23 protein-coding genes and 1 pseudogene are annotated in these 24,352 nt (G+C 71.8%); 10 read left to right on the top strand and 14 right to left on the bottom strand.

Features of this window, described 5'->3' with window-relative positions:
• Nucleotides 1–309 precede the first annotated feature (309 nt).
• The 4 genes from ACS3YM_RS06705 to ACS3YM_RS06690 all read right to left on the bottom strand — a co-directional run bounded on the left by ACS3YM_RS06705 (nucleotide 310) and on the right by ACS3YM_RS06690 (nucleotide 3,860).
• The gene (locus tag ACS3YM_RS06705) at nucleotides 310–1,395 is read right to left on the bottom strand and encodes a hypothetical protein (RefSeq protein WP_439939296.1); all 1,086 of its coding nucleotides are present in this window, start codon (nucleotides 1,393–1,395) and stop codon (nucleotides 310–312) included.
• 97 nt (nucleotides 1,396–1,492) lie between these two features.
• Nucleotides 1,493–2,812, bottom strand: a complete 1,320-nt coding sequence (locus tag ACS3YM_RS06700; protein WP_439939295.1) for an HNH endonuclease signature motif containing protein — start codon at nucleotides 2,810–2,812, stop codon at nucleotides 1,493–1,495.
• Between the two features lie 206 nt (nucleotides 2,813–3,018).
• A complete protein-coding gene (locus ACS3YM_RS06695) occupies nucleotides 3,019–3,369 on the bottom strand; it encodes a GntR family transcriptional regulator (RefSeq protein WP_439939294.1) in 351 nt (116 codons plus the stop codon).
• Nucleotides 3,366–3,860, bottom strand: a complete 495-nt coding sequence (locus ACS3YM_RS06690; protein WP_439939293.1) for a dihydrofolate reductase — start codon at nucleotides 3,858–3,860, stop codon at nucleotides 3,366–3,368. Before ACS3YM_RS06690 ends, ACS3YM_RS06695 begins: the two co-directional genes overlap by 4 nt.
• A 96-nt stretch (nucleotides 3,861–3,956) precedes the next feature.
• On the opposite strand from ACS3YM_RS06690, the gene ACS3YM_RS06685 reads away from it, so the two are divergent.
• Entirely contained in the window at nucleotides 3,957–4,088 is a 132-nt protein-coding gene (locus tag ACS3YM_RS06685) for a hypothetical protein (protein ID WP_439939292.1), read from the top strand.
• Between the two features lie 6 nt (nucleotides 4,089–4,094).
• Here ACS3YM_RS06685 and ACS3YM_RS06680 read toward each other — a convergent pair whose 3' ends face one another.
• From ACS3YM_RS06680 to gcvT, 5 genes are read right to left on the bottom strand one after another with little or no spacing between them, the layout of a single operon-like run.
• On the bottom strand, nucleotides 4,095–4,889 hold the full coding sequence (locus tag ACS3YM_RS06680) for a thymidylate synthase (RefSeq protein WP_439939291.1): 795 nt from the start codon (nucleotides 4,887–4,889) through the stop codon (nucleotides 4,095–4,097).
• Nucleotides 4,890–4,898: 9 nt separating this feature from the next.
• Nucleotides 4,899–5,681 carry a class I SAM-dependent methyltransferase gene (locus ACS3YM_RS06675; RefSeq protein WP_439939290.1) on the bottom strand — a complete coding sequence of 261 codons (783 nt, stop codon included), beginning with the start codon at nucleotides 5,679–5,681 and terminating at the stop codon, nucleotides 4,899–4,901.
• A gap of 48 nt (nucleotides 5,682–5,729) precedes the next feature.
• Nucleotides 5,730–6,590 (bottom strand): hypothetical protein, encoded by an 861-nt coding sequence (locus ACS3YM_RS06670; RefSeq protein ID WP_439939289.1) that lies wholly within the window; start codon nucleotides 6,588–6,590, stop codon nucleotides 5,730–5,732.
• A gap of 42 nt (nucleotides 6,591–6,632) precedes the next feature.
• Nucleotides 6,633–6,884 carry a hypothetical protein gene (locus ACS3YM_RS06665; protein ID WP_439939288.1) on the bottom strand — a complete coding sequence of 84 codons (252 nt, stop codon included), beginning with the start codon at nucleotides 6,882–6,884 and terminating at the stop codon, nucleotides 6,633–6,635.
• Between the two features lies 1 nt (nucleotide 6,885).
• Nucleotides 6,886–7,998, bottom strand: a complete 1,113-nt coding sequence (gene gcvT, locus ACS3YM_RS06660) for a glycine cleavage system aminomethyltransferase GcvT (protein WP_439939287.1) — start codon at nucleotides 7,996–7,998, stop codon at nucleotides 6,886–6,888.
• Between the two features lie 64 nt (nucleotides 7,999–8,062).
• On the opposite strand from gcvT, the gene ACS3YM_RS06655 reads away from it, so the two are divergent.
• Nucleotides 8,063–9,586, top strand: a complete 1,524-nt coding sequence (locus ACS3YM_RS06655) for a leucyl aminopeptidase (RefSeq protein WP_439939286.1) — start codon at nucleotides 8,063–8,065, stop codon at nucleotides 9,584–9,586.
• Here ACS3YM_RS06655 and ACS3YM_RS06650 read toward each other — a convergent pair.
• Entirely contained in the window at nucleotides 9,583–9,942 is a 360-nt protein-coding gene (locus ACS3YM_RS06650) for an oxidoreductase (RefSeq protein ID WP_439939285.1), read from the bottom strand. The genes ACS3YM_RS06655 and ACS3YM_RS06650 overlap by 4 nt on opposite strands.
• Before the next feature lie 159 nt (nucleotides 9,943–10,101).
• On the opposite strand from ACS3YM_RS06650, the gene lpdA reads away from it, so the two are divergent.
• The 4 genes from lpdA to ACS3YM_RS06630 all read left to right on the top strand — a co-directional run bounded on the left by lpdA (nucleotide 10,102) and on the right by ACS3YM_RS06630 (nucleotide 17,947).
• The gene (gene lpdA / locus ACS3YM_RS06645) at nucleotides 10,102–11,478 is read left to right on the top strand and encodes a dihydrolipoyl dehydrogenase (protein WP_439939284.1); all 1,377 of its coding nucleotides are present in this window, start codon (nucleotides 10,102–10,104) and stop codon (nucleotides 11,476–11,478) included.
• Nucleotides 11,479–11,512: 34 nt separating this feature from the next.
• A complete protein-coding gene (sucB, locus tag ACS3YM_RS06640) occupies nucleotides 11,513–13,345 on the top strand; it encodes a 2-oxoglutarate dehydrogenase, E2 component, dihydrolipoamide succinyltransferase (RefSeq protein ID WP_439939283.1) in 1,833 nt (610 codons plus the stop codon).
• 149 nt (nucleotides 13,346–13,494) lie between these two features.
• Nucleotides 13,495–17,007 (top strand): ATP-binding cassette domain-containing protein, encoded by a 3,513-nt coding sequence (locus tag ACS3YM_RS06635; RefSeq protein ID WP_439939282.1) that lies wholly within the window; start codon nucleotides 13,495–13,497, stop codon nucleotides 17,005–17,007.
• Between the two features lie 49 nt (nucleotides 17,008–17,056).
• On the top strand, nucleotides 17,057–17,947 hold the full coding sequence (locus ACS3YM_RS06630; protein ID WP_439939281.1) for a TIGR01777 family oxidoreductase: 891 nt from the start codon (nucleotides 17,057–17,059) through the stop codon (nucleotides 17,945–17,947).
• Here ACS3YM_RS06630 and ACS3YM_RS06625 read toward each other — a convergent pair.
• Nucleotides 17,893–18,453 carry a hypothetical protein gene (locus ACS3YM_RS06625; RefSeq protein WP_439939280.1) on the bottom strand — a complete coding sequence of 187 codons (561 nt, stop codon included), beginning with the start codon at nucleotides 18,451–18,453 and terminating at the stop codon, nucleotides 17,893–17,895. The two genes, ACS3YM_RS06630 and ACS3YM_RS06625, sit on opposite strands and share 55 nt — an antisense overlap.
• 85 nt (nucleotides 18,454–18,538) lie before the next feature.
• Here ACS3YM_RS06625 and lipB point away from each other — a divergent pair, with 85 nt between their 5' ends.
• Nucleotides 18,539–19,273, top strand: a complete 735-nt coding sequence (gene lipB / locus ACS3YM_RS06620; protein WP_439939279.1) for a lipoyl(octanoyl) transferase LipB — start codon at nucleotides 18,539–18,541, stop codon at nucleotides 19,271–19,273.
• Here lipB and ACS3YM_RS06615 read toward each other — a convergent pair.
• On the bottom strand, nucleotides 19,251–19,685 hold the full coding sequence (locus ACS3YM_RS06615) for a nitroreductase/quinone reductase family protein (protein ID WP_439939278.1): 435 nt from the start codon (nucleotides 19,683–19,685) through the stop codon (nucleotides 19,251–19,253). The two genes, lipB and ACS3YM_RS06615, sit on opposite strands and share 23 nt — an antisense overlap.
• Before the next feature lie 112 nt (nucleotides 19,686–19,797).
• Here ACS3YM_RS06615 and lipA point away from each other — a divergent pair.
• Together lipA and ACS3YM_RS06605 are read left to right on the top strand one after the other, a co-directional pair.
• Nucleotides 19,798–20,712 (top strand): annotated as a pseudogene (gene lipA, locus ACS3YM_RS06610) (lipoyl synthase); the annotation flags it as partial.
• A 93-nt stretch (nucleotides 20,713–20,805) separates the two neighbouring features.
• A complete protein-coding gene (locus tag ACS3YM_RS06605) occupies nucleotides 20,806–21,513 on the top strand; it encodes a DUF4191 domain-containing protein (RefSeq protein ID WP_439939277.1) in 708 nt (235 codons plus the stop codon).
• Nucleotides 21,514–21,515: 2 nt separating this feature from the next.
• Here the strand turns inward: ACS3YM_RS06605 and ACS3YM_RS06600 are convergent, their stop codons facing one another.
• Together ACS3YM_RS06600 and ACS3YM_RS06595 are read right to left on the bottom strand one after the other, a co-directional pair.
• A complete protein-coding gene (locus ACS3YM_RS06600; protein ID WP_439939276.1) occupies nucleotides 21,516–21,914 on the bottom strand; it encodes an RDD family protein in 399 nt (132 codons plus the stop codon).
• Between the two features lie 44 nt (nucleotides 21,915–21,958).
• The gene (locus tag ACS3YM_RS06595) at nucleotides 21,959–22,567 is read right to left on the bottom strand and encodes a hypothetical protein (protein ID WP_439939275.1); all 609 of its coding nucleotides are present in this window, start codon (nucleotides 22,565–22,567) and stop codon (nucleotides 21,959–21,961) included.
• A gap of 274 nt (nucleotides 22,568–22,841) precedes the next feature.
• Between ACS3YM_RS06595 and glnA the strand changes: the two genes are divergently transcribed.
• Nucleotides 22,842–24,260 (top strand): type I glutamate--ammonia ligase, encoded by a 1,419-nt coding sequence (gene glnA / locus ACS3YM_RS06590; RefSeq protein ID WP_439939274.1) that lies wholly within the window; start codon nucleotides 22,842–22,844, stop codon nucleotides 24,258–24,260.
• The last annotated feature ends 92 nt before the right edge of the window (nucleotides 24,261–24,352 follow it).

The following is a 24,352-nucleotide window of genomic DNA, read 5'->3' as shown; positions in this document are numbered from 1 at the left end:
TCGTCCCTGATCGGCTTCACGATCGTCGCTGTGCGCTCCGGGAGCAGAGCACTGGGGTGTTACTCGGCGCTGGTGGCGCACCGTACCGGTCTCGCAGACCACATCCTTGCACGTCCACTTCACGAACGGACGGAACCCCGTCCGATACCGGGCTCAGTGTCCGTGAGCCGCTGCCCCCTGTCGCCCACCCCCACGCGGCAAGAAGCACGCCGCGCAGGGCCCCTGAGCGACCCGAGAAGCGGGGGCAGCAGCGGCCACCTCGCGTGAACGCTCCCGGAACCCCGCCCCGAGTTATGTTGCTATTTCAAGTCAAGCGCGCTGTTGAAGCAGCGCGGAAAGCAAGCTATTGGTCTCGTCGCTGCCTGATGACGCGTCTGCACGGAGGAAGGATTCGATGACGACGCGACCCATCTCATATGTGAACTTAGAGCGCTCGGCGGCATCCTGAATTTGAGCCGAGTAGGCAAACATGGTCGATAGGGCCAAGGTCAGGTCGCGCGCACGTTGGCGAGCGCGGTCGCGACCCCTTGCCCTTGCCAGCATGACGCCCGCCACAACCGCAAACGAGGCTGACGCCGTGAAGTGGGCGGCCAGCAGGTTGCCGCTCTGGTACTCAGGACCAAGCCCTATGTAATGAAGGACAAGCGGAAGCACCGCGATGACCGCGGCAGTTGAGACGATACCGATCCCGCTACGCCAGAGCGATTTTTCCTCGTTCTTAAGCGTTGTGGCTTCGTCCTCGAATATCGCTTCGGCCTGGCGATTAGTAGCCGCCTCGATCAAGCTGAATAGCGACCCCGTCTGGGTTTTGATGCGATTAGTTGTGTCCGCTGCCTCGACCTCGACGTCGGCCACCAACTCGCCGAGGCGCTGCTGTCGCTCGCTCGCCAGTCGCGCGTGCTCGCGCAAGTTCTCGCTGGTCACCTGAGCGTGATTCACGAGAGCGTCCCAGCCCTCCGGCGAGTGCCAGGGATAGGGCCCATACGGAGCCGACAGGAACTCAGCCGCCGTGGCTCCATCCCCCTGTTGGGCTACCTGCTGCGCCCACCCTATCGGATCAACTTGGTAGCCCCGGCTCGCCGCCAATCGCATCAACTCGGGTGCTTGCGAGCGAAGATTAGGATCGTTCATCATATTGCCAATGACATAATTTGCTGCCATCGGGTAGCCAGTTCGAATCGCCTTTTCGGCGTAAGGGATCGCGTTGCGCCATCCTGGGTCACCGGTCTGGTGAAGAAACCACGAAATAAGTGCTAGTGCCCAAGGTTCATCCCTATCTGCGAACGGGCGAATCCTCTCGATCGCAGGCTGCTGCTGTCCGGAGTTCCACTCTTGGAACGCCTGGGTCACTGCCTGCCCAGACTCTGCATTAAGGCCCGAGGGAATGGTGGTCATGCGCTGACGATAGGGCGTCCTGTGCTTGTGGGGACCTGGTTTGCGGGTTTGAGGCCATCCGCTAAACGAGCGCAGCGAGGGTCGATGCGGGGGCCTATTAGCAACTTGCGAGGTTGCCCGGGTGGGTCTGGCCGGGTGGTCCGCCTTGGTCGAGGGGGACGTAGTCCTCGATGTGGTCGAGGTCGCAGACCTCGGCCGGACGCTTGCAGCCGGGGTAGACACAGGTCCGGTCACGCCACCGGACGGCCGCGGCCATGCGCGCTGGCGGGTCGTGGGCGTCGACCGGAGGGTGCGCGCGGGGGTCGAGATCCACGACGGGCGTGATGGTGACCTTGCCGGCGCACAGCAGCCACGACCGCAGTCGCCCGGTGAGCACCGGGCCGAGCTTCGCCGAGCGGGCGACACCGGCACGGTCGTCGAGGAGCGCACGGTCGGTGACGTGGAAGACCAGCACCACTTCCCCACCGCCGCTCTCGCCGGGAGCGGTCGGCCGGCGGAACGGGTTGGCCCGCTCGTGGGCGACGTCCTCGGCGACGCAGACGGCCGGGTCGTCGTCGGGGTCGACGGGCCGGTCGGGGTCGGCGACGTCGTGGGCGGCCAGCAGGTCGAGCGCGGCCTGCGGGTCGGCCAGCACCCCGACCGCGTGCGCCCGCCGGACGCCGAGGTCGCCGGGGTGGCCCAGGGAACGCATGGTCGCCGCCATGGTCGACACGGTGTGGTCGAACGCGACCGCGTCGGCGGTGTCGAGGGTCATGAACACCTCCGACGTGCCGGGCGCGCCCTGCGCGTGGTGCACCTCGACCCGCCGCGCGGACAGCGCGGCGTCGTGGTCGGCGATCGCCCGGTCGGGATCGGCGTAGAGCCTCGCCTCGTGCACCAGCACCCCGACGCGGTGCGGGTTGAGCCGCCGGGGCTGCCACGCGAGCAGCCGATCCGCATGCCCGGCCGCGGCGACGTCGAGGTCGCGCGAGACCCGCGCCGCCTCCCGACCCAGCCGCACCGGGACCCGCAGCTCACGCACCAGCTGCCACGTCAGCGGGAGGCGGTGGGCCAGGTCGAGCACGTCACCCAGCAGCGCGAGCGTCGCCTCGTGGGACACCTCGAGCACCGCCGACAGCTCCACCACCGCGAACTCCGCGACCAGCGGCGTCCCCACCCCCGCGATCGGCAACGGACGCTCGCCGAACAACGCGGCCGCACTGCCCGGAGCATGGACGGTCTCCGAGCGCCAGCCGGCTGCGTCACCCACGTCGGAGACCACGTGCGCGTGCGCCCACGCCAGCGCAGACTCCAGCACCTCCACCTCGACCCGCCGCTTGGCGCTCATCGCCGCCGCGGCACGATCCAGCACCGCACGATCCAGCACCGACCGGGCGCTGACCCGGTCAGTGGCTGGAGCTGCGGCTGTGGTGGACATGAGTCCATCCTCCCAGAGACCACCGACACCCTGACCTGCGAGAACGGATCTGTGGAGAACTATTTTCGAACAGAATGACCCCAGGAGACATCGGAGGTCTTGAGGCTCGCTCCGCTCGCACCTCAACCACCGAGGGAGGGTCTCGATACACCTCGCTCGTGCCTCGCTCGGCTACTCGACCACCGAGCAAGCTGGGCAGTAACCCGTCACTGCCCCAGCGCGCGCCGTACGGCGTCGAGCGCGTCGTCGTCCGACAGGCCGAGCGTGCGGACGCAGGCGACGTACGACGACGCGGCGGAGCGCACCGCGCTCGTCACCCCGCGACCGGCGACGAACGTGCCGGCCCGCCCGCGGGTCTCCACGACCCCGAGCGCCTCGAGCTCCTTGTAGGCCCGGGCGACGGTGTTGGTCGCGAGCCCCAGCGAGTCGGCGAGCACGCGCACGGGCGGCAGCCGGAAGCCGGGCTCGAGCTTCCCGGACTCCACCTGCGCACGGATCCCCTCGCGCACCTGCTCGAAGGGCGGCACGCCCGAGGAGGCGTCGACGTCGAGCCTCACGCGGCCGGGTCCATCCGCTCCAGCCACACGCGGTCGTAGCCGTCGCAACGCTCGCGAGCCGTCTCCACCCACTCCCCGGCAGGGAACTGCGGGTAGTGCACGTCGCCCTCCGGCTCCAGGTCGACCTCGGTGAGCACCTGGTGCGTGGCGTAGGGCAGCAGCGCGGCGTAGACCTCGCCCCCGCCGGCCACCATCAGGTCCCCGGTCTGCTGCCCGGCGAGGTCGAGCGCCTCCTCGACGGTGTGCGCGACCAGGACGCCGTCGTGCGTCCAGCCGGCGTGGCGGGTCAGCACGATCGTCGTACGCCCCGGGAGGGGGCGACCGATCGACTCGAAGGTGGTGCGTCCCATGAGCAGCGTGTGGCCCCAGGTCAGCTCCTTGAACTGCGCCTGCTCGCCGGGAATCCGCCACGGGATGTCCGGGCCGTTGCCGATGACGCGGTTGCGGGCGTGGGCGGCGACGAGCACCACCCGCTGGTCGGGACGGGTCACGGGACGACCCTACTGACGCACCGGGCCTTCGGCCCTGTTCCCCGCGTCCGGGCCGTGCCACCGTGGAGTGCAGAACCCGAGCCCCGGGAGGATCCCATGAGCACAGAGCACGCGCGCTGCCCCGACTGCCACGCCCTTGTGGCCGACCTGACCGCCCACGAGCGGTGGCACACCCGACTGGTGGCCGACGTCGCGAAGGCGGTCAGCCAGGCCCTCGAGCGTCGCTAGGCCCGACTACACCGCGATCGGCGCCTTGATGCCCGGGTGGGGGTCGTAGCCCTCGACCGCGATGTCCTCGAGGTCGAACGCGTCGATCTCGGTGATCTCGGGGTTGAGCACCAGGGTGGGCAGTGGCCGCGGGTCGCGGGAGAGCTGGAGCTTCGCCTGCTCGACGTGGTTGAGGTAGAGGTGCGCGTCGCCCATCGTGTGGACGAAGTCGCCCACCTCGAGACCGGTCACCTGGGCGACCATGTGGGTCAGCAGGGCGTAGGACGCGATGTTGAACGGCACCCCGAGGAAGGTGTCAGCCGAGCGCTGGTAGAGCTGGCAGCTCAGCCTGCCGTCGGCGACGTAGAACTGGAACAGCGTGTGGCACGGCGGGAGCGCCATGTCGTCGACGTCGGCGACGTTCCACGCCGAGACGATGTGGCGGCGCGAGTCGGGGTTGGTGCGGATGCCCTCGACGAGCCGGGCGACCTGGTCGACGTGCCGGCCGTCGGGCGTGGGCCACGAGCGCCACTGGTAGCCGTAGACCGGGCCGAGGTCGCCGTTGTCGTCGGCCCACTCGTCCCAGATCGAGATGCCGCGGTCCTGGAGCCACTTCACGTTGGTGTCGCCCCGCAGGAACCACAGCAGCTCGCCGAACACCGAGCGCGTGTGCACCTTCTTGGTCGTGACCAGCGGGAAGCCCTCGGACAGGTCGAAGCGCATCTGGTGCCCGAAGACGCTCAGCGTGCCGGTGCCGGTGCGGTCGGTCTTCTCCACGCCTTCGTCGAGGATCCGCTGGAGCAGGTCGAGGTAGGCGCGCACGGGACGACTCTACGACCTCGGGACGCGCGCCTCGACGTACGCCGCCGTGGCGGGCAGCACCAGCATCCCGTCCTCCAGCAGCGGCTCGGCGAGCCGGTCGAACTCGACCCGCATGCGGTCGCGCACCTCACGGGTCTGCGCGGCCCAGGCGATGCCGAGTCCGGCTACTCCCCCGGTGGGCGCCGCCCAGAAGTCGTCCGGACGCACCCGCCACACCCACTCGACCATCCGAGCATCCGAGACGCTCCCGCCGGCCGCGGACAGCAGCTCCGCCACGCCGTCCGGGGTGCGCTCGAAGTCGGCGGCAGGATCGAGTCGCGGGAACTCCGGCTGCACGGCGTCGCTCGCCTGGAGCACGTCGCGGAACAGCTGCCCCTGCCTGCTCGGGGCCGAGGTCCAGATCGTCGCGCGCACGACACCACCCGGCGCCGCGACCCGCACGAGCTCGCGAGCAGCGGCCTGCGGGTCGTCGACGTGGTTGAGGACGAAGTTGGCCGTCACCGTGTCGAAGCCGTCGCCCGCGAAGGGCAGGTCGGGGAGCCCCGCGACGACGACCTCCGCGCCGAGCCGGCCGCCGGCCAGCGCGGCCATCTCGGGGTCGGGCTCGACGCCGAGCGCCTCGAGCCCCGCCTCGCGCGCTGCCCGCACGAGGTCGCCCGTGCCGCAGCCGACGTCGAGCAGCCGCCCGTCGCGGGGCAACCCGTCGAGCACCGCCGGGATCGCTCCGGCGCACAGTCCCGCGAAGCTCCGCGCGTACGCCCGAGCCACCCCCGTCCACAGCGCTTCAGCCACGGGGCGCGACCCTACGGCCTCCTGTCACAGGCGTCAGCCACGGCCGTGTCAGCGCAGGCGGATCGACCCGTCGGCCTCGACGATCGTCCGGGGCTCGCCACAGGTGTGGTCGGCACTGCAGACCACGAGCGCACGGCGCCCGGACTCCGACTGGCGCACCGCGTCCTGCACACCTGCTCGCCGCGACGAGTCGAGCAGGTGTGCCCACCCACCTCCGGGCACCGGCACGCTCTGGACAAGGACGTCGTAGCGTCCCAGCGCCAGGAACGGGGGCGGCCGGAGCGGATGGTCGAGGGTGAGCGGGGCGTCGTCGATCTCGTGCACTCCTCCGTCGGCGTCCACCCGCACCACCTCTCCCGAGCGCATCCGGACCGCGACGCCCGAGCCCCACGCCACGAACTCGTCCACCCCCGGCAGCTCGACGACGACGTCCTCGAGGTGCAGCTCGCCCTGGGCGTACCAGACCACCGGCAGCGGGTTGGCCTCCTCACGCACCTCCCGGGGCGGCGGGCGCCCTGCCCACCAGACCCACCCGGCGGCCAGCACGACGAGCACCGCGAGCCCGACCAGGCCACGCCGGACCGAGCGGCGCCTCCTGGCAGCACGGAGGGCGCCCGCCCGGGCGAGCCACTCGTCCGGGATGTCGCGCGGGTCGAAGCGTCGTACGCCGTGGGGTGCCGCCTGGCCCGGTCGCGGGGGTAGTCCGGTGCGCTCGCGCAGCTCCGCCCAGAGGCTGACGTCGACCTGCTCCTCGCGGACGCGGCGGGACCACGAGCGCCGGCTCGCCAGCAGGGTCTCGGCGACCGCCAGCCGGGCCCGGTCCGGTGCGACGCCCTCGTCCTCGAGCCCGCCGACGAGGTCGGCCCACCGGGCGTCGAGGTAACGGTCGAAGTCGGAACCCTCCGCCATGGCCACCTCCTGCTTCGGAGCCGGGCGGGCCGCCGGATGGGCTCAGGCGCTGAGCGACATCGGCCCGTAGACCTGGCGCTCGTGCTCGAACAGGGTCACCGCCGCCACGCCGTGCTCGGCGAGATCGGCCCAGATCTCCCCGACCCAGGACTCGGCGTCACCCTGGTTGGTGAAACGCTGGTCGGCGTAGTCCGCGACCTCGACCTCGGCCCCCGTGGCGTCCTCGAAGCGCCACCACCAGGGGCGCTCGGAGGCCGACGGCGTACGGAAGGTCGGGGGCTGTCCGGGCAGCACGTCAGGACTCCTTCACCGACGGGTCGACGAAGGGCGGCTTCACCAGCTGGAAGATCTCGCGGCGGCCGCGGATGTCGACGCCGACCTGGGCGTCCTCGGCGACCATCGTCGGGATCAACGCCAGGCCGATGCCCTTCTTGAGGGTCGGGGAGAACGTGCCGGACGTGATGTCGGCAAGGGGCACGTCCTGGGTGAGCGTCACGCCCATGCCCGGGCGGGGGATGCCGCGGTCGACCGCGACCAGACCGCGCAGGCGACGCTTCGGGCCCTCCTCCTTGACCTCGAGCACGGCGTCGCGACCCCAGAAGGCGGGCTTCTTCCAGCCGACGGCCCACGACAGCCCGGCCTCGACCGGGTTGGTGTCGAGGCTGATGTCCTGGCCGTGGAGCGGGTAGCCCATCTCGGTGCGCAGGGTGTCGCGGGAGCCCAGGCCGCAGGCGGTGATGCCGTACTCCTCGCCGGCCGCCATCAGGTCGTCCCACAGCTGTCCGGCAGCGGAGTTGGCCACGACGAGCTCGTAGCCGCGCTCTCCGGTGTAGCCGGTGCGGCACACGACGACACCGGTGCCGGCGTCGCCGTGCTCGGCCTCGACGAACGACATGTACTCGTGACCGGTCGGCAGGCCGACCTTCTCCAGCACCTCGTCGGACCGGGTGCCCTGGACGGCCAGCACGGCGTAGTCCTCGTGGTGGTCGACCACCTTGACGCCCTCGGGCGCCTCCGCCTGGAGGCGCCGCACGACCTCGGCGGTGTTGGCCGCGTTGGGGATGAGCAGCACGTGCTCGTCGTCGTGCCAGTAGGCGATCAGGTCGTCGACGATGCCGCCGGACTCGTCGTCGAGGCAGAGGGTGTACTGCGCCTTGCCGGCATGGATCTTGGCCAGGTCGTTGGACAGCGTCGCGTTGACGAAGTCGGCTGCTCCCGGGCCGGACACCATCGCCTTGCCGAGGTGGCTGACGTCGAAGATGCCGACGGACTCACGGACCGCCGTGTGCTCCTTGACCACACCGGTCGGGTACTCCAGGGGCATCGACCAGCCGCCGAACTCGGCGAACTTGGCGCCGAGCGCCTCGTGACGGTCGTGGAGGGGCGACTGCTTGAGCGTTCCGGCCATGGCGCGAACCTACCGCAGAGCATGCCGCGCGCTGCGCCACCTGACACTCGCCTAGCATGCGCACGTGACCACCTACTCGCTGCGCAGCGCCAGCCCCGCCAAGACCCGTGCCGACGCCGTCGTGGTGGGAGTGGTCGCGGGTCCCAAGGGCCCGCTGCTGTGCGACGCAGCGGAGGACGTCAGCAAGGCCTACGGCCGCAAGCTGCGTCCGTTCCTGTCGACGATGGGCGTGACCGGGAAGGCCGGTGAGGCGGTCCGGACGCCCACCCGCGACGAGGTCAACGCGCCGCTGCTGGTCTTCGTCGGGCTCGGCGAGGACCAGGCGGACCCGATCGCCGTACGTCGTGCTGCGGGCGTCGCCGCCCGCAGCGTCACCAACGCCGCCTCCGTCGCGCTGGCCCTGCCGAGCGGGACGCCCGAGCTCGTCGAGGCGGTCGTCGAGGGCCACCGCCTCGGCGGCTACACCTTCACGGCCTACAAGTCGCAGAAGAACGAGACCACCGAGCCCAACGACGTCGTCGTGCTGAGCTCCATCGCGCGCCGCGCGGAGGCCGTCGAGGCGCTGGAGCGCGCGGAGGTCCTCGCCGACGCAGTGGTCCTGACGCGCGACTGGGTCAACACACCTCCCCGCGACTGCACTCCCCCGCTCTTCGCCGAGCTCGTCACGGCGGCGCACAAGGAGGTCACGAAGGGCCGTGGCGCCCCCAAGGTGAAGCTCGAGGTCTTCGACCACGAGCAGCTGGCCGAGATGGGCTGCGGCGGCATCCTCAGCGTCGGCGACTCCTCCGCCGCGCCCTCCCGCCTGGCCAAGCTCACCTGGGCGCCGAAGGGCGCGGTCGCGCACCTCGCGCTCGTCGGCAAGGGCGTCACCTTCGACTCCGGCGGCCTCACCATCAAGCCGTCGTCGAGCATGGTCAACATGAAGGGCGACATGGCCGGCGCGGCCAGCGTCGTCGCCGCCACCCTCGCGATCGCGCGGCTCGGGCTGCCGGTCAGGGTGACGGCGTTCGCCCCGATGGCGGAGAACATGGTGTCGGGGACCTCGACCCGCCCCGGCGACGTCATCACCATGCACAACGGCAGGACCGTCGAGATCGCCAACACCGACGCCGAGGGCCGGATGCTGCTCGGCGACGCCCTCTCGCTGGCGGTCGACGAGAAGCCCGACGTGGTCGTCGACATCGCCACGCTGACCGGCCACATGCAGCTCGCGCTCGGCGACAAGGTCGGTGCCGTGATGGGCACCGACGACCAGGTCCCCGCCGTCCTCGCGGCCGGGGTCGCGGCCGGTGAGCAGCACTGGCCGATGCCGATCCCCGAGGAGATGTCCGAGCGGATCACCAGCTCCAAGATCGCCGACCTGCTCCAGCACGACTGGGTGCGCTGGGGCGGCGGGCTCTACGCCTCGGCGTTCCTCCGGGAGTTCACCGGCGGCCTGCCGTGGGCGCACCTCGACATCGCCGGCAAGGAGATCAACACCGGCGGCCCCTACGGCCACGTCCCCTCGGGCGCCACCGGGTTCGGCGTCACCACGCTGGTGGCGTTCGCGCAGTCGTTGGCCGAGGGCGCCGCCCCGGACGGGGGCTAGATCCCCTCGGCCTTCTTGCGAGCGTTGTAGTCGCGCATGCGCTGCGGCACGCCGACCACCGCGGCGTCGTACGACGGCACGCGGTGGCGGTTGGCGAAGTCGTGCGCCCACTTGACGCTCGGCACCCGCCGGCGCGTCCACTCACCGTCGTGCGCGACCAGCAGGATGGTCACGTCGCTGACGGCGGTGCGCGGCTCCACGAAACCCTCGACGCCCTGGCGGGTCGTCACGAACTTCTCGAGGTGGCGGACGTCCTCACCGTCGGCGGCACGCACCCGCGTCGACCCGGTGCGGGCGGCGTCCCGCGCCGGACGACTGGTGCGCCCCTTGCGCCGGATTCGATCGAACAGACCCATGACGCACATTCTGCCGGGGGCACCCCCACCGCGCCCACCGAACGCGTGCTCCGGTCGACCCTGACCCGGTGTGGACAGCCTCACAAAGAGTGCAAAGATGGGCGAGCCCGACAGTCGGGGTGAGCGTTCTCGTGAGCAATCGCGCAAGGGAGGAAATCTGTGGCGGACGGTGAGTTCGACGTCCTCGTCCTCGGGGCAGGTTCAGGCGGTTACGCCTGTGCCCTGCGAGCGGCCCAGTTGGGCCTGAAGGTCGGGCTGGTCGAGAAGGGCAACCTGGGCGGCACGTGCCTGCACGTGGGCTGCATCCCGACCAAGGCACTGCTCCACGCCGCGGAGGTCGCCGACTCGGCGCGCGAGGCCGGCCAGTTCGGCGTCACCGCCACGTTCGACGGCATCGACATGCCCGGCGTCAACGCCTACAAGGACAAGGTGGTCGACCGGCTCTTCAAGGGCCTGACCGGCCTGATCAAGTCCCGCGGCATCACCGTCATCGAGGGCACCGGCACGCTGACCGGCCCGCGCGAGGTCACCGTCGACGGCACGGCCTACACCGGCAAGCACGTCGTCCTGGCCTCCGGCTCCTACAGCAAGAGCCTGCCCGGCCTCGACGTCGACGGCGAGAAGGTCCTCACCTCCGAGCACGCGCTGCGCCTCGACCGCGTGCCCGCCTCGGCGATCGTGCTCGGCGGCGGCGTCATCGGCTGCGAGTTCGCCAGCGTCTGGAAGTCGTTCGGCTCCGACGTCACCATCATCGAGGCCCTGCCGCGCCTCGTCGCGGCCGAGGACGAGGCGTCGTCCAAGGCGCTCGAGCGCGCCTTCCGCAAGCGCAAGATCTCCTTCCTCACCGGCACGCCGTTCCAGAGCGTCAAGACCACCGACACCGGTGTCGCCGTGACGGTCGAGGGGGGCGACGTCATCGAGGCCGAGGTGCTGCTCGTCGCGGTCGGGCGCGGCCCCTCCACCGACGGCCTCGGCTTCGCCGAGCAGGGCATCGAGATGGACCGCGGCTTCGTGCTGGCCGACGAGCGGTGCCGCACCAACGTCGAGGGCGTCTACGCCGTCGGCGACATCGTGCCCGGCCTGCAGCTGGCGCACCGCGGCTTCCAGCAGGGCATCTTCGTCGCCGAGGACATCGCCGGCCTCGACCCCCGCCCCGTCGACGACGCCGGCATCCCGCGCGTGACGTACTCCCACCCCGAGATCGCCTCGGTCGGCCTCGACGAGGCCAGGGCCCGCGAGCTGCACGGCGACGCGGTCACCACGGTGACGTACGACCTCGGCGGCAACGGCAAGAGCCAGATCCTGCAGACGCAGGGCTTCGTCAAGCTCGTCGGCCTGACCGACGGCCCCGTGCTCGGCGTCCACATGGTGGGCGATCGCGTCGGTGAGCTCATCGGCGAGGCGCAGCTCATCTACAACTGGGAGGCACACGCCGAGGACGTCGCGCCGCTCGTGCACGCCCACCCCACCCAGAACGAAGCGCTCGGCGAGGCCCACCTGGCCCTGGCCGGCAAGCCGCTCCACGCACACTCCTGATTTCCCCCAACCCCACTGCGAGCGAAGGAACCACATGGCCTCCGAAGTCACCCTCCCCGCACTCGGCGAGTCCGTCACCGAGGGCACCGTCACCCGCTGGCTCAAGCAGGTCGGTGACACGGTTGCCGTCGACGAGCCGTTGCTGGAGGTCTCCACCGACAAGGTCGACACCGAGATCCCCTCGCCCGTCGCGGGCACGCTGCTCGAGATCAAGGCCAACGAGGACGACACCGTCGAGGTGGGCGCCGTCCTGGGCGTGATCGGCGAGGAGGGCGAGTCCTCGGGCGACTCCGCCCCCGCGCAGGAGGAGCAGACCGAGGAGCCTGCCGCCGAGGAGCCCGCCGAGGAGCCCGCCGCCGAGGAGCCGGCCGAGGAGAAGTCCGAGGAGCCGGCCCAGGAGGAGCCCGCGCAGGAGGAGGCTCCGGCCGCCGAGCAGAAGTCGTCCGGCGGTGGCGGCGGTGCCGGCACCCCCGTGACCCTGCCCGCGCTCGGCGAGTCCGTCACCGAGGGCACCGTCACCCGCTGGCTCAAGCAGGTCGGCGACGAGGTCGCGGTCGACGAGCCGCTGCTGGAGGTCTCCACCGACAAGGTCGACACCGAGATCCCCTCGCCGGTCGCGGGCACGCTGCTCGAGATCAAGGCCGAGGAGGACGAGACGGTCGAGGTCGGTGCCGAGCTCGCGATCATCGGCTCGGGCGACGCCGCACCCGCGCAGGCCTCCGAGCCGGAGCCCGAGCCCGAGGCCGAGGCCGAGGCCGAGGCCGAGCCGGAGCCGGAGCCCGAGGCGAAGGAAGAGCCCAAGGAAGAGCCGAAGGCCGAGCCCGAGCCCCAGGCCAAGGAGGAGCCGAAGCAGGAGGCACCTGCGGTTCCTGCCGCCGCACCCGCGGCCCCCGCCCCGGCCCCTGCCGCGAGCGAGGGCGGCCGTGACCAGTCGGCGTACGTCACTCCGCTGGTGCGCAAGATGGCCGACCAGCAGGGCGTGGACCTCGCCTCGGTGCAGGGCACCGGGGTCGGTGGCCGCATCCGCAAGCAGGACGTCCTCGACGCCGCCGCTGCGGCGCAGGCCCAGCAGGCCGCACCTGCCGCTGCCGCGGCGCCGGCCGCAGCCGGGGCTCCCCCGGCCGCCGCCGCTCCGACGTCGGCCGCTCCCTCGCCGCTGCGCGGCACCACCGAGCCGCTCTCGCGCCTGCGCAAGGTCATCGCCTCGCGCATGGTCGAGTCGCTGCAGGGGTCGGCCCAGCTGACCCAGGTGATGGAGGTCGACGTCACCGCGATCGCCCGCCAGCGCGAGGCCGCCAAGGCCGACTTCCTGGCGCGCGAGGGCGTGAAGCTGACCTACCTGCCGTTCTTCGCCAAGGCCGCGATCGACGCGCTGAAGCTGCACCCCAAGCTCAACGCCGCGATCGACACCGAGAAGGGCGAGGTGACCTACTACGACCGCGAGAACATCGCGTTCGCGGTGGACACCGAGAAGGGGCTGCTGACGCCGGTCGTCAAGGACGCCGGTGACCTCTCGATCGCCGGCCTGGCCAAGAAGATCGCCGACGTCGCCGAGCGCACCCGCATCAACAAGATCACCCCGGACGAGCTGTCCGGCGGCACGTTCACGATCACCAACCTGGGCAGCTTCGGGGCCCTGTTCGACACCCCGATCATCAACAGCCCGCAGGTGGCGATCCTCGGTCCCGGCGCCGTCGTCAAGCGGCCCGTCGTGATCGACGACCCCAACCTCGGCGAGACGATCGCGGTGCGCCACATGGTCCACCTGTCGCTGACCTACGACCACCGCCTGGTCGACGGCGCCGACGCCGGCCGGTTCCTGCAGGAGGTCAAGAAGCGCCTCGAGGCCGGTCAGTTCGAGGTCTGATCCCCGCTCCACCTGTAACGCCGGGTTAGTGCAACTACCCACCCCCGTACATCAGGGGTGGTACAGCCACCAACCCGGCGTTACAGCGTCCGGGGGTGCCGGAAAACCGGAGGCGGAGTGTCCGACCCGACGTCTACCGTGGGACCACCGTGACTGCCACAGACCTCGCCGCGCACACCTCCGCGGCCCACATCGATCCGTCACCCGCCCCGCCGCCAGGACGGGTGCCGGTGGACTGGCACCGCGTACGCCGCCCGATGACGGTGGTGTGCCTCGCGCTCGCCCTGGTCGGTGCGGTCGCGTCCTCCTTGGGCACCGTGGTCGCGGGGCGCCTGGCCGACTCCCCGACCTCGGCGCTGGTGACCGTCCTGGCGCTGTGCGTGGTCGGCGGCGCCGTCGTCGACACGGCGGCGCGCACCATCTGGGGCGTCGTCGTGGACCGTGCCGAGGGCAGGCTGCGCGCCGACCTGATCGACGCCGCGATGGCCCAGCCGCTGTCCGAGCTCTCGGAGCAGGCCGTCGGCGAGGTGCTCGACCGCATCGACGACGACACGTGGGAGGTCGGGCAGCTGATGCGGTGGGGCGTGTGGATGGCGCTGCGCACCGTCCTGTCGTCCGGACCGCTGTGGATCGTCGCGAGCCTGACCTGGTGGCCCGCCGCCTTCCTGTTCCCGCTGAGCGGCATCGCCGTCTGGTTGCTCATCCGCCGGCTGCTCCCCCAGATCGCCCAGCGCAAGGTGCTGGAGGAGGCCGCGTGGACCGACCACGCCGCCTCGACCGAGGAGGGCATCGCGGCGCGCGACGACATCCGCACCTCCCTCGGCCAGCCCCACGTGCTCCGCCGCAACGCCGAGCTCGCCGCCGAGATCCACCGGCGGCTCAGGAAGGTCCTGGCTGTCGAGGTGAGCGTCACCCGCCGCAGCGGTGGGCTCCTGCACGCCATGCTGGCCGCCACCGGCCTGGTCGGCATCGCCCTCGTCCTGCACGGCGACCTGTCCACGGCCCGGCTCGTGACGCTGTTCCTGGTCACCACCATGTTCGTCGGCCAGGTCGACATGCTGGCGCGCCACCTCCCCGACCTCCAGGAGGGCATGGGCGCGGTGCTGCGCCTTCGCGGCATGATGGCCGTCCCCGCCGAGCCCGTCGGGGGTGCCTCGCTCCCCCACGGCCCGCTCGACGTCGAGTTCCGCCACCTCGCCTTCTCCTACGGCACCGGCACGTTCGCCCTCCGCGACGTCGACCTGACCGTCCCGGCCGGCCACACCTGCGCCCTGGTGGGACGCACCGGCTCGGGCAAGTCGACGTTGGCCTCGCTCCTGTCCCGCGCGGTCGAGCCGCCTCGCGGCACGGTCTTCCTCGGCGGCACCGACGTGTGCGACCTCGACCTGCAGCAGCTGCGTGCCGCCGTCGGCGTGGTGACCCAGCGCACCGAGGTGCTCGCCGGCAGCCTCGCCGACAACATCACCCTGTTCAGCGACGCACCGCGGAGCCAGGTCGAGGCCGCCGTCGACGAGCTCGGCCTGACCGACTGGGTGGCCGGGCTGTCCGACGGCCTCGACACCCTGCTCGGCCCCGGCGGCACCAGCCTCTCGGCAGGTGAGGAGCAGCTGGTCGCCTTCGCCCGGCTGCTGGTGCGCGACGTCAGCGTCGTCGTCCTCGACGAGGCCACCGCGCGGATGGACCCGGTCACCGAGGCCCGCGTGGTGCGCGCCGCCGACCGGCTGATCCGCGGCCGCACCGGCATCCTGGTCGCCCACCGCCTGTCCACGACCGAGCGCGCCGAGCAGGTCGCCGTGCTGGAGTCGGGCCGGGTCGTGCAGCAGGGCACCCGCGCCCACCTCGCCGCCGTCGACGGTCCCTTCCGCAGCCTGCTCGAGGCGGCCGCCCACGAGGTCGCCGTCGAGGAGCACCACGCCGACGCCGCGATCGGGACGGTGCGGCGCAGCACCGCGCCTCCGCCCCCGCCGCACGTCGACCCGCCGCTGGGCCTCATGCGCCAGGTCTGGCACTGCATCCGGCTCAAGCCCGAGTGGGGCCTGTTCGGAGCGGCCCTGTTCCTCATCGCGTCGCTCACCGGTGCCTACGGAGCGGTCACCGGCTTCGTGTGGGGGCACGTCGTCACCGACCTCCAGCGGGGCGAGGGCCCGGGCCTGATGGCGCTCGCCCTGGTCGCCTCGCTCATGGTCGGCCCCCTCCTGCTGTCGCAGGCGTTCTGGACCTACCCCCACTGGTGGGTGGAGGTCCGGATGCGGGTGCGGGCAGCCGTGCTGGGCGGTCAGACCGAGCAGCGGCGCCTGGTCCGTACGCCGCCGGGCGAGGTGGTGGCCCGCGCCATGGACGCCGACCGGATCGCGCGCTACACCGACCGCTGGGTCGACTTCGTCAACGGCCTCCTCGTGGCCACCGTGACCGCCATCATCGCCGGCACCTGGCTCGCCGGTGCGGTGCTGCTCGCCGTGATGACCGCGTCGGCCCTCGCCTCGTCCCTCGGGCGACGCGTCGCCGGACGCTCGGCCGCCGCGTCGTCGACCGCCCGCGCCGGGTTCGGGCAGGCGCTGGTCTCCACCCTCGAGTCCATCCGTACGGTCAAGCTCGCCGCGGCCACGCCCCACCTCCACCGCCACCTCCGCGAGGTGGACGGCGGACGCGTCGACGCCGCGGTGCGCGAGCACCGGGTCCAGTCCCTGCTCGACGGCGTGCCGGTCGTCATGGTCCAGTGCGGCGTCGTGGCGGCGTGGGCCGGCCTGCTCACCGGCCACTGGGAGCTGGCCACCGCCCTGCTCGTCGCCAACGCGGTGAGCGGCTTCGACTGGTTCGGCAGGGTCGCGGGGGCGGTCGTCACCGAGGCGCCGGGCACCCGCGCCTGGATGCACGCCACCAGCGCCCTCGCCGGCGGCGGCGACCTGATGGAGCTGCCGGGTGGCATGGACCTGGTCTCCGGCACGGCTGCCGCCCCGGACCGCCCCGAGCCCGACCCGCTGCGCACCCTCACCCTGCGCGACCTCGCGGCCGTGCACGACGACGGCACCCTGGGCGTCCAGGACGTCGACCTCGACGTCCGCGCCGGCGAGCTGGTCCTGCTGCTGGGACAGGTCGGCTCCGGGAAGTCCAGCCTCCTGAGTGCCCTGGCGGGCCTGGTCAGCACCACCGGCGAGATCCGCTGGAACGACCGCGTCGTCGACGACCCGCAGTCCGAGCTGCGACCGGCGCGGGTGGCGCACGTCGCACAGGTGCCCCGCGTCCTGTCCGGCAGCTTCACCGGCAACGTCGCGCTCGACCACCCGGCACGCCCGGTCATGTCGTCCCTCGAAGCGGCCCGCATGGGGCGCGACGTCACCGAGGCGGGCGGACCCGACTCCCTCGTCGGGCACCGCGGCGTACGCCTCTCGGGCGGGCAGGTGCAGCGACTCGCGCTGGCGCGGGCCCTCGCGACCGAGGCCGACGTGCTGCTGGCCGACGACGTCTCGTCGGCGCTGGACGCCGCGACCGAGATCGAGCTCTGGCAGGCGCTGCGCTCGCGCGGCGCCACGGTGATCGGGGCCACGAGCAAGGCCGCGGCGCTCGCCCAGGCCGATCGCGTCGTCGTGCTCGACTCGGGCCGGGTCGTGGACCACGGGCCGTGGCACGAGCTCTCGGCGAGGTGGGCGCACCTGGCGGGCTGACCGCGCCGGATCCGCGGCGGCGCCTTGGTCGTCGTGGTTGGGTGGTGGCATGCGCGTCGTCATCGCCGGTGCATCGGGCTTCCTCGGCACCCACCTGTCCGAGCACCTGCGAGTCCACGGCCACGAGGTGACCTCGCTCGTCCGACACCCGCCGACCGGGTCGCACCAGTCGCAGTGGGACCCGGCCGCCCGGCAGGTCGATGCCGACGTGATCGACCGCGCCGACGCGGTCGTCAACCTCGCGGGGGCGCCGATCGCCGGCAACCCGCACTCGCGGAAGTGGGCCCGCGACGTCCTGGAGTCGCGCGTGTCCACGACCGAGCTCCTCGCCGAGACCATCGCGGCGAGCGAGCGGCCGGCCGCCTTCCTCGCAGGCAATGCCATCGGCTGGTACGGCGACCACGGCAGCGCCCCGGTCACCGAGGACACCGAGAGCCTCGGCGACGCGTTCCTCACCCGCGTGGCCAGGCAGTGGGAGGCTGCCGCCGAGAAGGCCCGGGCCGCCGGGTCGCGGGTCTGCCTGCTGCGCACCGCACCGGTGATGGACCGCACGTCGCCTCCCCTGAAGCAGCTGCGGCTGCTCTTCCAGGCGGGCGGCGGCGCCCGGCTCGGGTCGGGTGAGCAGTACATGCCGATGATCTCCCTGCGCGACTGGATCGGGGCGGTGAGCTACCTCATCGAGTCACGGGACGTGTCCGGCGCCTTCAACCTCTGCTGCCCGCGCACCCCGACCAACGCCGAGTTCACCCGGGCCCTCGCCTCCGCCGTGCACCGCAAGGCCTTCCTCGCCGTGCCGTCGCCCCTGCTGAAGGTGGCCGCGGGTGACCTCGCCCCCGACGTGCTCGGCTCGGTCAACGCGCGCCCGGCCGCACTCGAGCGGGCCGGCTACGACTTCGAGGACGAGGACGTGCGCGAGGTGCTCGCCGCCGCGCTGGCCTGATCGCGCGCCTCCGCCACCCGCCACTGGTCGCCCTGGCGCACCACCACGACGCGCCGCGTCGAGGCACGGTCGGCCGGCAGCGTGATCGGGGCCGGTGCACCCCGGCCGACGGCCCGCCCGCCGACGACGCGGTCGGTGACCACCACGACCAGCCGCGACGACGACCGCTCGACCACCCGCAGGGCGAGCACCTGCGTCCGCAGGCCCTCCACCGCGAGGCCGCGCCGGAGGTAGTGGTGCAGCAGACGGACGTCGGCCGCCCCGGTGCGCGAGCCGTCGGCGTACAGCCTGCGGAGGGCCTCGGCGTCTCCCTCCGCCCACGCCGAGGCCCGCCGGCGGTCCCAGTCGGCGAGGATCGCCGCGGGACCCGTGGACGCCTCACCCAGGTAAGGAGGCCGCGCCGTCGCAGTCCGCTCGCCCGACCTCGCCAGGCCGACGACCAGCGTCGCCACGAGGCAGGCGCAGGCCACGGCAGCGAGGGCGGGGAGCAGGCGGCGGGGGTCCACCGCTCCACCCTCGCCGATCCCGGGCGTCCCCGTCGGTGGTCATCCACAGGCAGGCGGCGGGCGCGGTGGGCGTAGGGTCGGGGGCATGCCGCTGGACTACGAGATCGCCGGTCTCGGCGACGACGCCGTGGACTACCTCGCCGCCTGGGACGCCCAGCGGCACGTGCACGAGGAGGTCGTGGCCGGCACCCGTCCGGACACGGTCCTGCTGCTGGAGCACCCGCCGGTGTTCACCGCCGGCAAGCGCACCGACCCGCACGAGCGCCCCCTCGACCCGGGCGGCGCCGACGTCATCGACGTCGACCGCGGCGGCAAGATCACCTTCCACGGCCCCGGCCAGCTGGTGGGCTACCCGATCGTGGCGCTGCCCGACCACGTCAAGGTCGTCGACTACGTGCGCCGCGTCGAGGAGGCCCTGATCGCGGTCTGCCGCGACTTCGGCGTCACGACCGCTCGTGTGCCGGGCCGCAGCGGCGTGTGGCTGCGAGCCGACGACCGTGGTCCGGAGCGCAAGATCGCCGCGATCGGCATCCGGGTCAGCCGCGGCGTGACGATGCACGGCTTCGCCCTCAACTGCGACGTCGACCTCGGCTGGTACGACCGGTTCGTCCCGTGCGGCATCGCCGACGCCGGCGTCACCTCGCTCACCGAGGAGCTGGGGCGCGACGTCACCGTCCACGACGTGCTGCCGAGCGTGCGCGAGCACCTCACGGAGTACCTCGCGTGGCAGCCCTACGACGCCACCCCCGACTACGAGCCGCGCCCCGAGCCGGGACGCGCGCCGCGCATCGAGCTGGTCAGGCCGGGCGCACCGGCCTGAGCATCGCGACCGGGATCACCCGGCCGGCCTTCCGCTCGTAGCGCTCCACGCCGGGCGCCTGCGCCAGGACCACGTCGCGCCACACCCGGTCGCGCTCGGCCCCGGTGAGCTCCTCGACGTCGACGTCCTGGGCGTCGCGGCCGATCTCGATCCGGGCGCGCGGGGTGCGGCGCAGGTTGCGGAACCAGTCGGGGTCGCGGGGCGCCCCGCTGCCGGTGCCCCAGACGAGGTAGCCGCCGTCGTGCGCGAGGTAGCGGACCATCGTGGAGCGCGGTAGTCCCGTACGACGCCCGGGCGAGGTGATCATCAGGACGGTCGTGTCGCCGAAGGCGTCGAGGCGACCGCCCGCCGCCCGGTGCAGGAAGACGCCGATCCGGTTGCCCGTGGCTGCGAAGCGCCGTGACGTGCTCACCGTCCCAGCGTGCTCCCGTGGAGGCACACGGTCAACGGGCGGCCGGGCCGCCGCGTCTGAGGCGTTCGGATGCTGATTCGGGGCCTTCGGCCCCGGGTCGTAGAGTGACGGGGTGACGACGGCTCCCACACCTGAAGGACGCAAGCTCCTCCGCCTGGAGGTCCGCAACGCGGAGACCCCCATCGAGCGCAAGCCGGAGTGGATCAAGACCAAGGCGAAGATGGGGCCGGAGTACACCGCCCTGCAGAACCTGGTGAAGTCCGAGGGCCTCCACACGGTCTGCCAGTCGGCCGGTTGTCCCAACATCTTCGAGTGCTGGGAGGACAGGGAGGCCACGTTCCTCATCGGCGGTGACCAGTGCACCCGGCGCTGCGACTTCTGCCAGATCGACACCGGCAAGCCGCAGCCGCTCGACCGCGACGAGCCGCGTCGCGTCGCCGAGTCCGTGCAGACCATGGGCCTGAAGTACGCCACCATCACCGGAGTCGCGCGCGACGACCTGCCCGACGGCGGCGCCTGGCTCTACGCCGAGACGGTCCGCGCGATCCACGAGCTCAACCCCGGCACCGGTGTCGAGAACCTGATCCCCGACTTCAACGGCAAGCCCGACCTGCTGACCGAGGTCTTCGAGTCGCGTCCCGAGGTGCTGGCCCACAACGTCGAGACGGTGCCGCGCATCTTCAAGCGGATCCGCCCGGCCTTCCGCTACGACCGCTCGCTCGACGTCATCACCCAGGCGCGCGACTTCGGCCTGGTCACCAAGTCCAACCTGATCCTCGGCATGGGCGAGACCCGTGAGGAGGTCAGCCAGGCGCTGCGCGACCTCCACGAGGCCGGCTGCGAGCTGATCACGATCACGCAGTACCTCCGCCCCTCCCCGCGGCACCACCCGGTCGAGCGCTGGGTCAAGCCCGAGGAGTTCGTCGAGCTCAAGGCCGAGGCCGACGAGATCGGCTTCGCCGGCGCCCTGTCCGGGCCGCTGGTCCGCTCGTCCTACCGTGCCGGTCGGTTGTACCGTCAGGCCATGGACGCCCGCGCCGCCGCGGCCGTCTGACGCCCCTCCCGCAGCACCCCTCCTGCACCCCTCCTCCCGCACCTTCCAGCTGGACAAGGCCACCTCATGTCGACCCCCGCCACCACGCCCACCTCGCGCCGTGGGCAGATCATGCAGACCTACCAGATGGCCAAGCGCAGCGACCCGCGCCTGGGCCTGATCGTCTTCGGCACCTTCGTGGTCGGCGCCGCGCTGGGCTTCGGCCTGATGTGGCTGCTGCCCGGCGACGGCGTGCTGTCGCTCGTGATCTCCATCGTCGGCGCGCTGCTGCTCGGCCTGCTCCTCGCCCTGCTGGTCTTCGGCCGCCGCGCCCAGAAGGCGGCGTACACCCAGATGGAGGGCCAGCCCGCGGCAGCCGCAGGTGCCCTCCAGATGCTGCGCCGCGGCTGGAAGGTCGACCCGGTGGTCGGCTTCACCAGGCAGCAGGACGTCGTGCACCGCGTGGTCGGCCCGCCCGGGATCGTCCTGGTCGGCGAGGGCTCGAGCCAGAGCCGCGTCAAGCAGCTGATGACCATCGAGCGCAAGAAGCACGAGCGCGTCGCCTACGGCGTGCCGATCCACGAGGTCATCGCCGGCCGCGGCGAGGGCGAGGTGCCGCTGCCCAAGCTCGTGCGCCACGTGCAGAAGCTCGGCCGCTCGGTGAAGCCTGCCGAGATGACCGACATCCTCCAGCGTCTCAAGGCGCTCGACGCCCAGCGCGGCAAGCTCCCGCTGCCCAAGGGCCCGGTCCCGACCTCGATGAAGGGCATGCGCTCGCAGCAGCGGGGGCGCTGAGCTCAGATCGTCACCGTCCGCGTGCCCGCGGCCAGGTCGTGCAGGCCGCGGCCGTCGTCGAAGGTCAGCAGCGGCGGCACCAGCAGCGCCACCAGGACGGACCGCACCAGCGCGCGCAGCAGCGACACCGGCTGGCCGGGGGCGTCCTTGCGGACCACCCGGACCCGGGTCGCGAGCTTGCCGAACGAGCCGCCGGCGAGGGCCGTGAACAGGGCCGACTCGAGGACGAAGAGGCCCAGCGTGCCGAGGCCGTTGGGGTTGCCCGCGAGCACGCCGACGGCGACGAGGCCCTCGACGACCGCCAGGCAGGTCACCCAGTCGACCACGATCGCCAGGATCCGCCGACCCCAGGTCGCGGGCGTCAGGTCGGCGGGCGCGTACGTCGGATCGTTCTGCGGCACGCGCCAAGGGTAGGTGGCGCGGCCACGCCTCGATCCATCGCCGGCTACGACGAGCGGGTGCCGACCGGCTTCGCGTCGGGCGGCGCCGGGATCGAGATCGGCCGGCCCCAGGCCGAGTAGTCGATCCGCACGTCGTCGTTGCCGGTGCCGTCGTACTCCAGGCGCACGGGCAGCGACTCCTCGTCGAGCCAGAGGTCGACCAGGAGGGTGTCGTCGACCTCGACCTGGCGGTGCACGGAGTGCTCGGGGAGCTGCTCGCGCCAGGCCTGCGAGTCGACGGTGACGAGGTAGTGGGTGCTGCTCACTCCGCTCATCTCCTCCTGCCCCTTGTTCTCCACCTTGTCGACGGCGTCGAGCAGCGCCTCGTAGTCGCCGGGGACGTCGAGCGCCAGCAGGACCGGCGAGGCGCCCGCATCGAAGCTGTCGTCCTCGCCCAGCGTGATGGCACGGAACTGCGGCGGGTCGGCCCTGGACAGGTCCACCTGGACCTCGCCCCGCCCCCGCTGGTCGCCCATCGAGAGATGGACGTAGTCCTCGCCGCCGACGGCCTTGACCACCCCCGGCACCAGCGTCTCGATGCCGTACGACGCGCTGGCGGGCTTGTCGTCCTCTCCCCCGCCGCCGCTGCAGGCGGCCAGCAGGCCCACCAGCACACATGCCGCCGAGCTTCGGATGCCGCGCCCCTGACGTACGTGCCCCCGAGTCATGCCTGACCGTAGCGCCGGCCCGCGTTTCGCACGAGTAACCGCAGGGGTGAGATGCGGGCGCTGGAGGGCCATCGCTCGGACGAGGTGTAACACACCCGAAACAAACGGGATACGGTCAGGAAACTGCTCTCCCCTAGCGTGGCGCGCACGGTGCAACGAGGCCCCGTTCCGTGACGCTGCAAACTTCGACGTGCGCTGGGCGCCGTCAAGGAGGAACCGAATGTTCAAGAACTCGGATGAGCTGCTCAAGTTCATCAAGGACGAGGGCGTCGAGATGGTCGACGTCCGCTTCTGTGACCTGCCCGGCGTGATGCAGCACTTCACCGTGCCGGTGTCCTCCTTCGACCAGTCGGTCTTCGAGGACGGCCTGGCGTTCGACGGCTCGTCGATCCGTGGCTTCCAGGCGATCCACGAGTCCGACATGTCGCTCTTCCCCGACGTGACCACCGCCTTCATCGACCCCTTCCGCGTCGCCAAGACGCTGGTCGTGAACTTCTTCATCCACGACCCGATCACGGGCGAGGCCTACTCGCGCGACCCGCGCAACATCGCCAAGAAGGCGATGGCCTACCTCGGCTCGACCGGCATCGGCGACACCGCCTACTTCGCCCCCGAGGCCGAGTTCTACGTCTTCGACAACGTGCGCTTCGAGACCTCGGCGAACGCCGGTTTCTACCACATCGACTCCGAGGCCGGCGCCTGGAACAGCGGCTCCGAGGACAACAACCGCGGCTACAAGGTGAAGTACAAGGGTGGCTACTTCCCCGTCGCCCCGTACGACCACTTCGGCGAGCTGCGCGACGAGATGGTCATCGAGATGGAGCGCGCCGGCCTGCACGTCGAGCGCGCCCACCACGAGGTCGGCACCGCCGGCCAGGCGGAGATCAACTACAAGTTCGACGAGCTGCTCAAGGCCGCCGACGACGTGATGAAGTTCAAGTACCTCGTCAAGAACGTCGCCTGGCGCAACGGCAAGACCGCGACCTTCATGCCCAAGCCGATCTTCGGTGACAACGGCTCCGGCATGCACTGCCACCAGTCGATCTGGAAGGACGGCGACCCGCTGTTCTACGACGAGACCGGCTACGCCGGCCTCTCGGACATGGCCCGCCACTACATCGGCGGCATCCTCAAGCACGCCCCGTCGCTGCTGGCCTTCACCAACCCGACGGTGAACTCCTACCACCGCCTGGTGCCCGGCTTCGAGGCCCCGATCTCGCTGGTCTACTCCCAGCGCAACCGCTCGGCCTGCGTGCGCATCCCGATCACCGGCGCCAACCCGAAGGCCAAGCGCATCGAGTTCCGCTGCCCCGACCCGTCGGCCAACCCCTACCTCGCCTTCTCGGCGCTGCTGCTGGCCGGCATCGACGGCATCCAGAACAAGATCGAGCCGCCGGCCCCGATCGACAAGGACATCTACGAGCTGCCGCCGGACGAGATGGCCGAGATCGACCAGGTGCCCACCTCGCTCGGCGCGGTGATGGACAACCTGGAGCGGGACCACGAGTTCCTCACGGCCGGCAACGTCTTCACGCCGGACCTGATCGAGACCTGGATCAGCTACAAGCGCCAGAACGAGATCCTGCCCGTGCAGCTGCGCCCCCACCCGCACGAGTTCGAGCTCTACTACGACATCTGAGAAGAGGCCCTGACGCGCCTCTGACCTGCGGACACGCCGCCGAGCGACCTTCTGGCCGTTCGGCGGCGTTTCCCGTGCTTCGTCGGGGCGGC

The organism is Nocardioides sp. N13(2025) (assembly GCF_051912545.1).
Classification (GTDB): Bacteria; Actinomycetota; Actinomycetes; order Propionibacteriales; family Nocardioidaceae; genus Nocardioides.
Note: the sequence above shows the minus strand (reverse complement) of the source record. Positions and strands in the feature narration are given on the sequence as shown.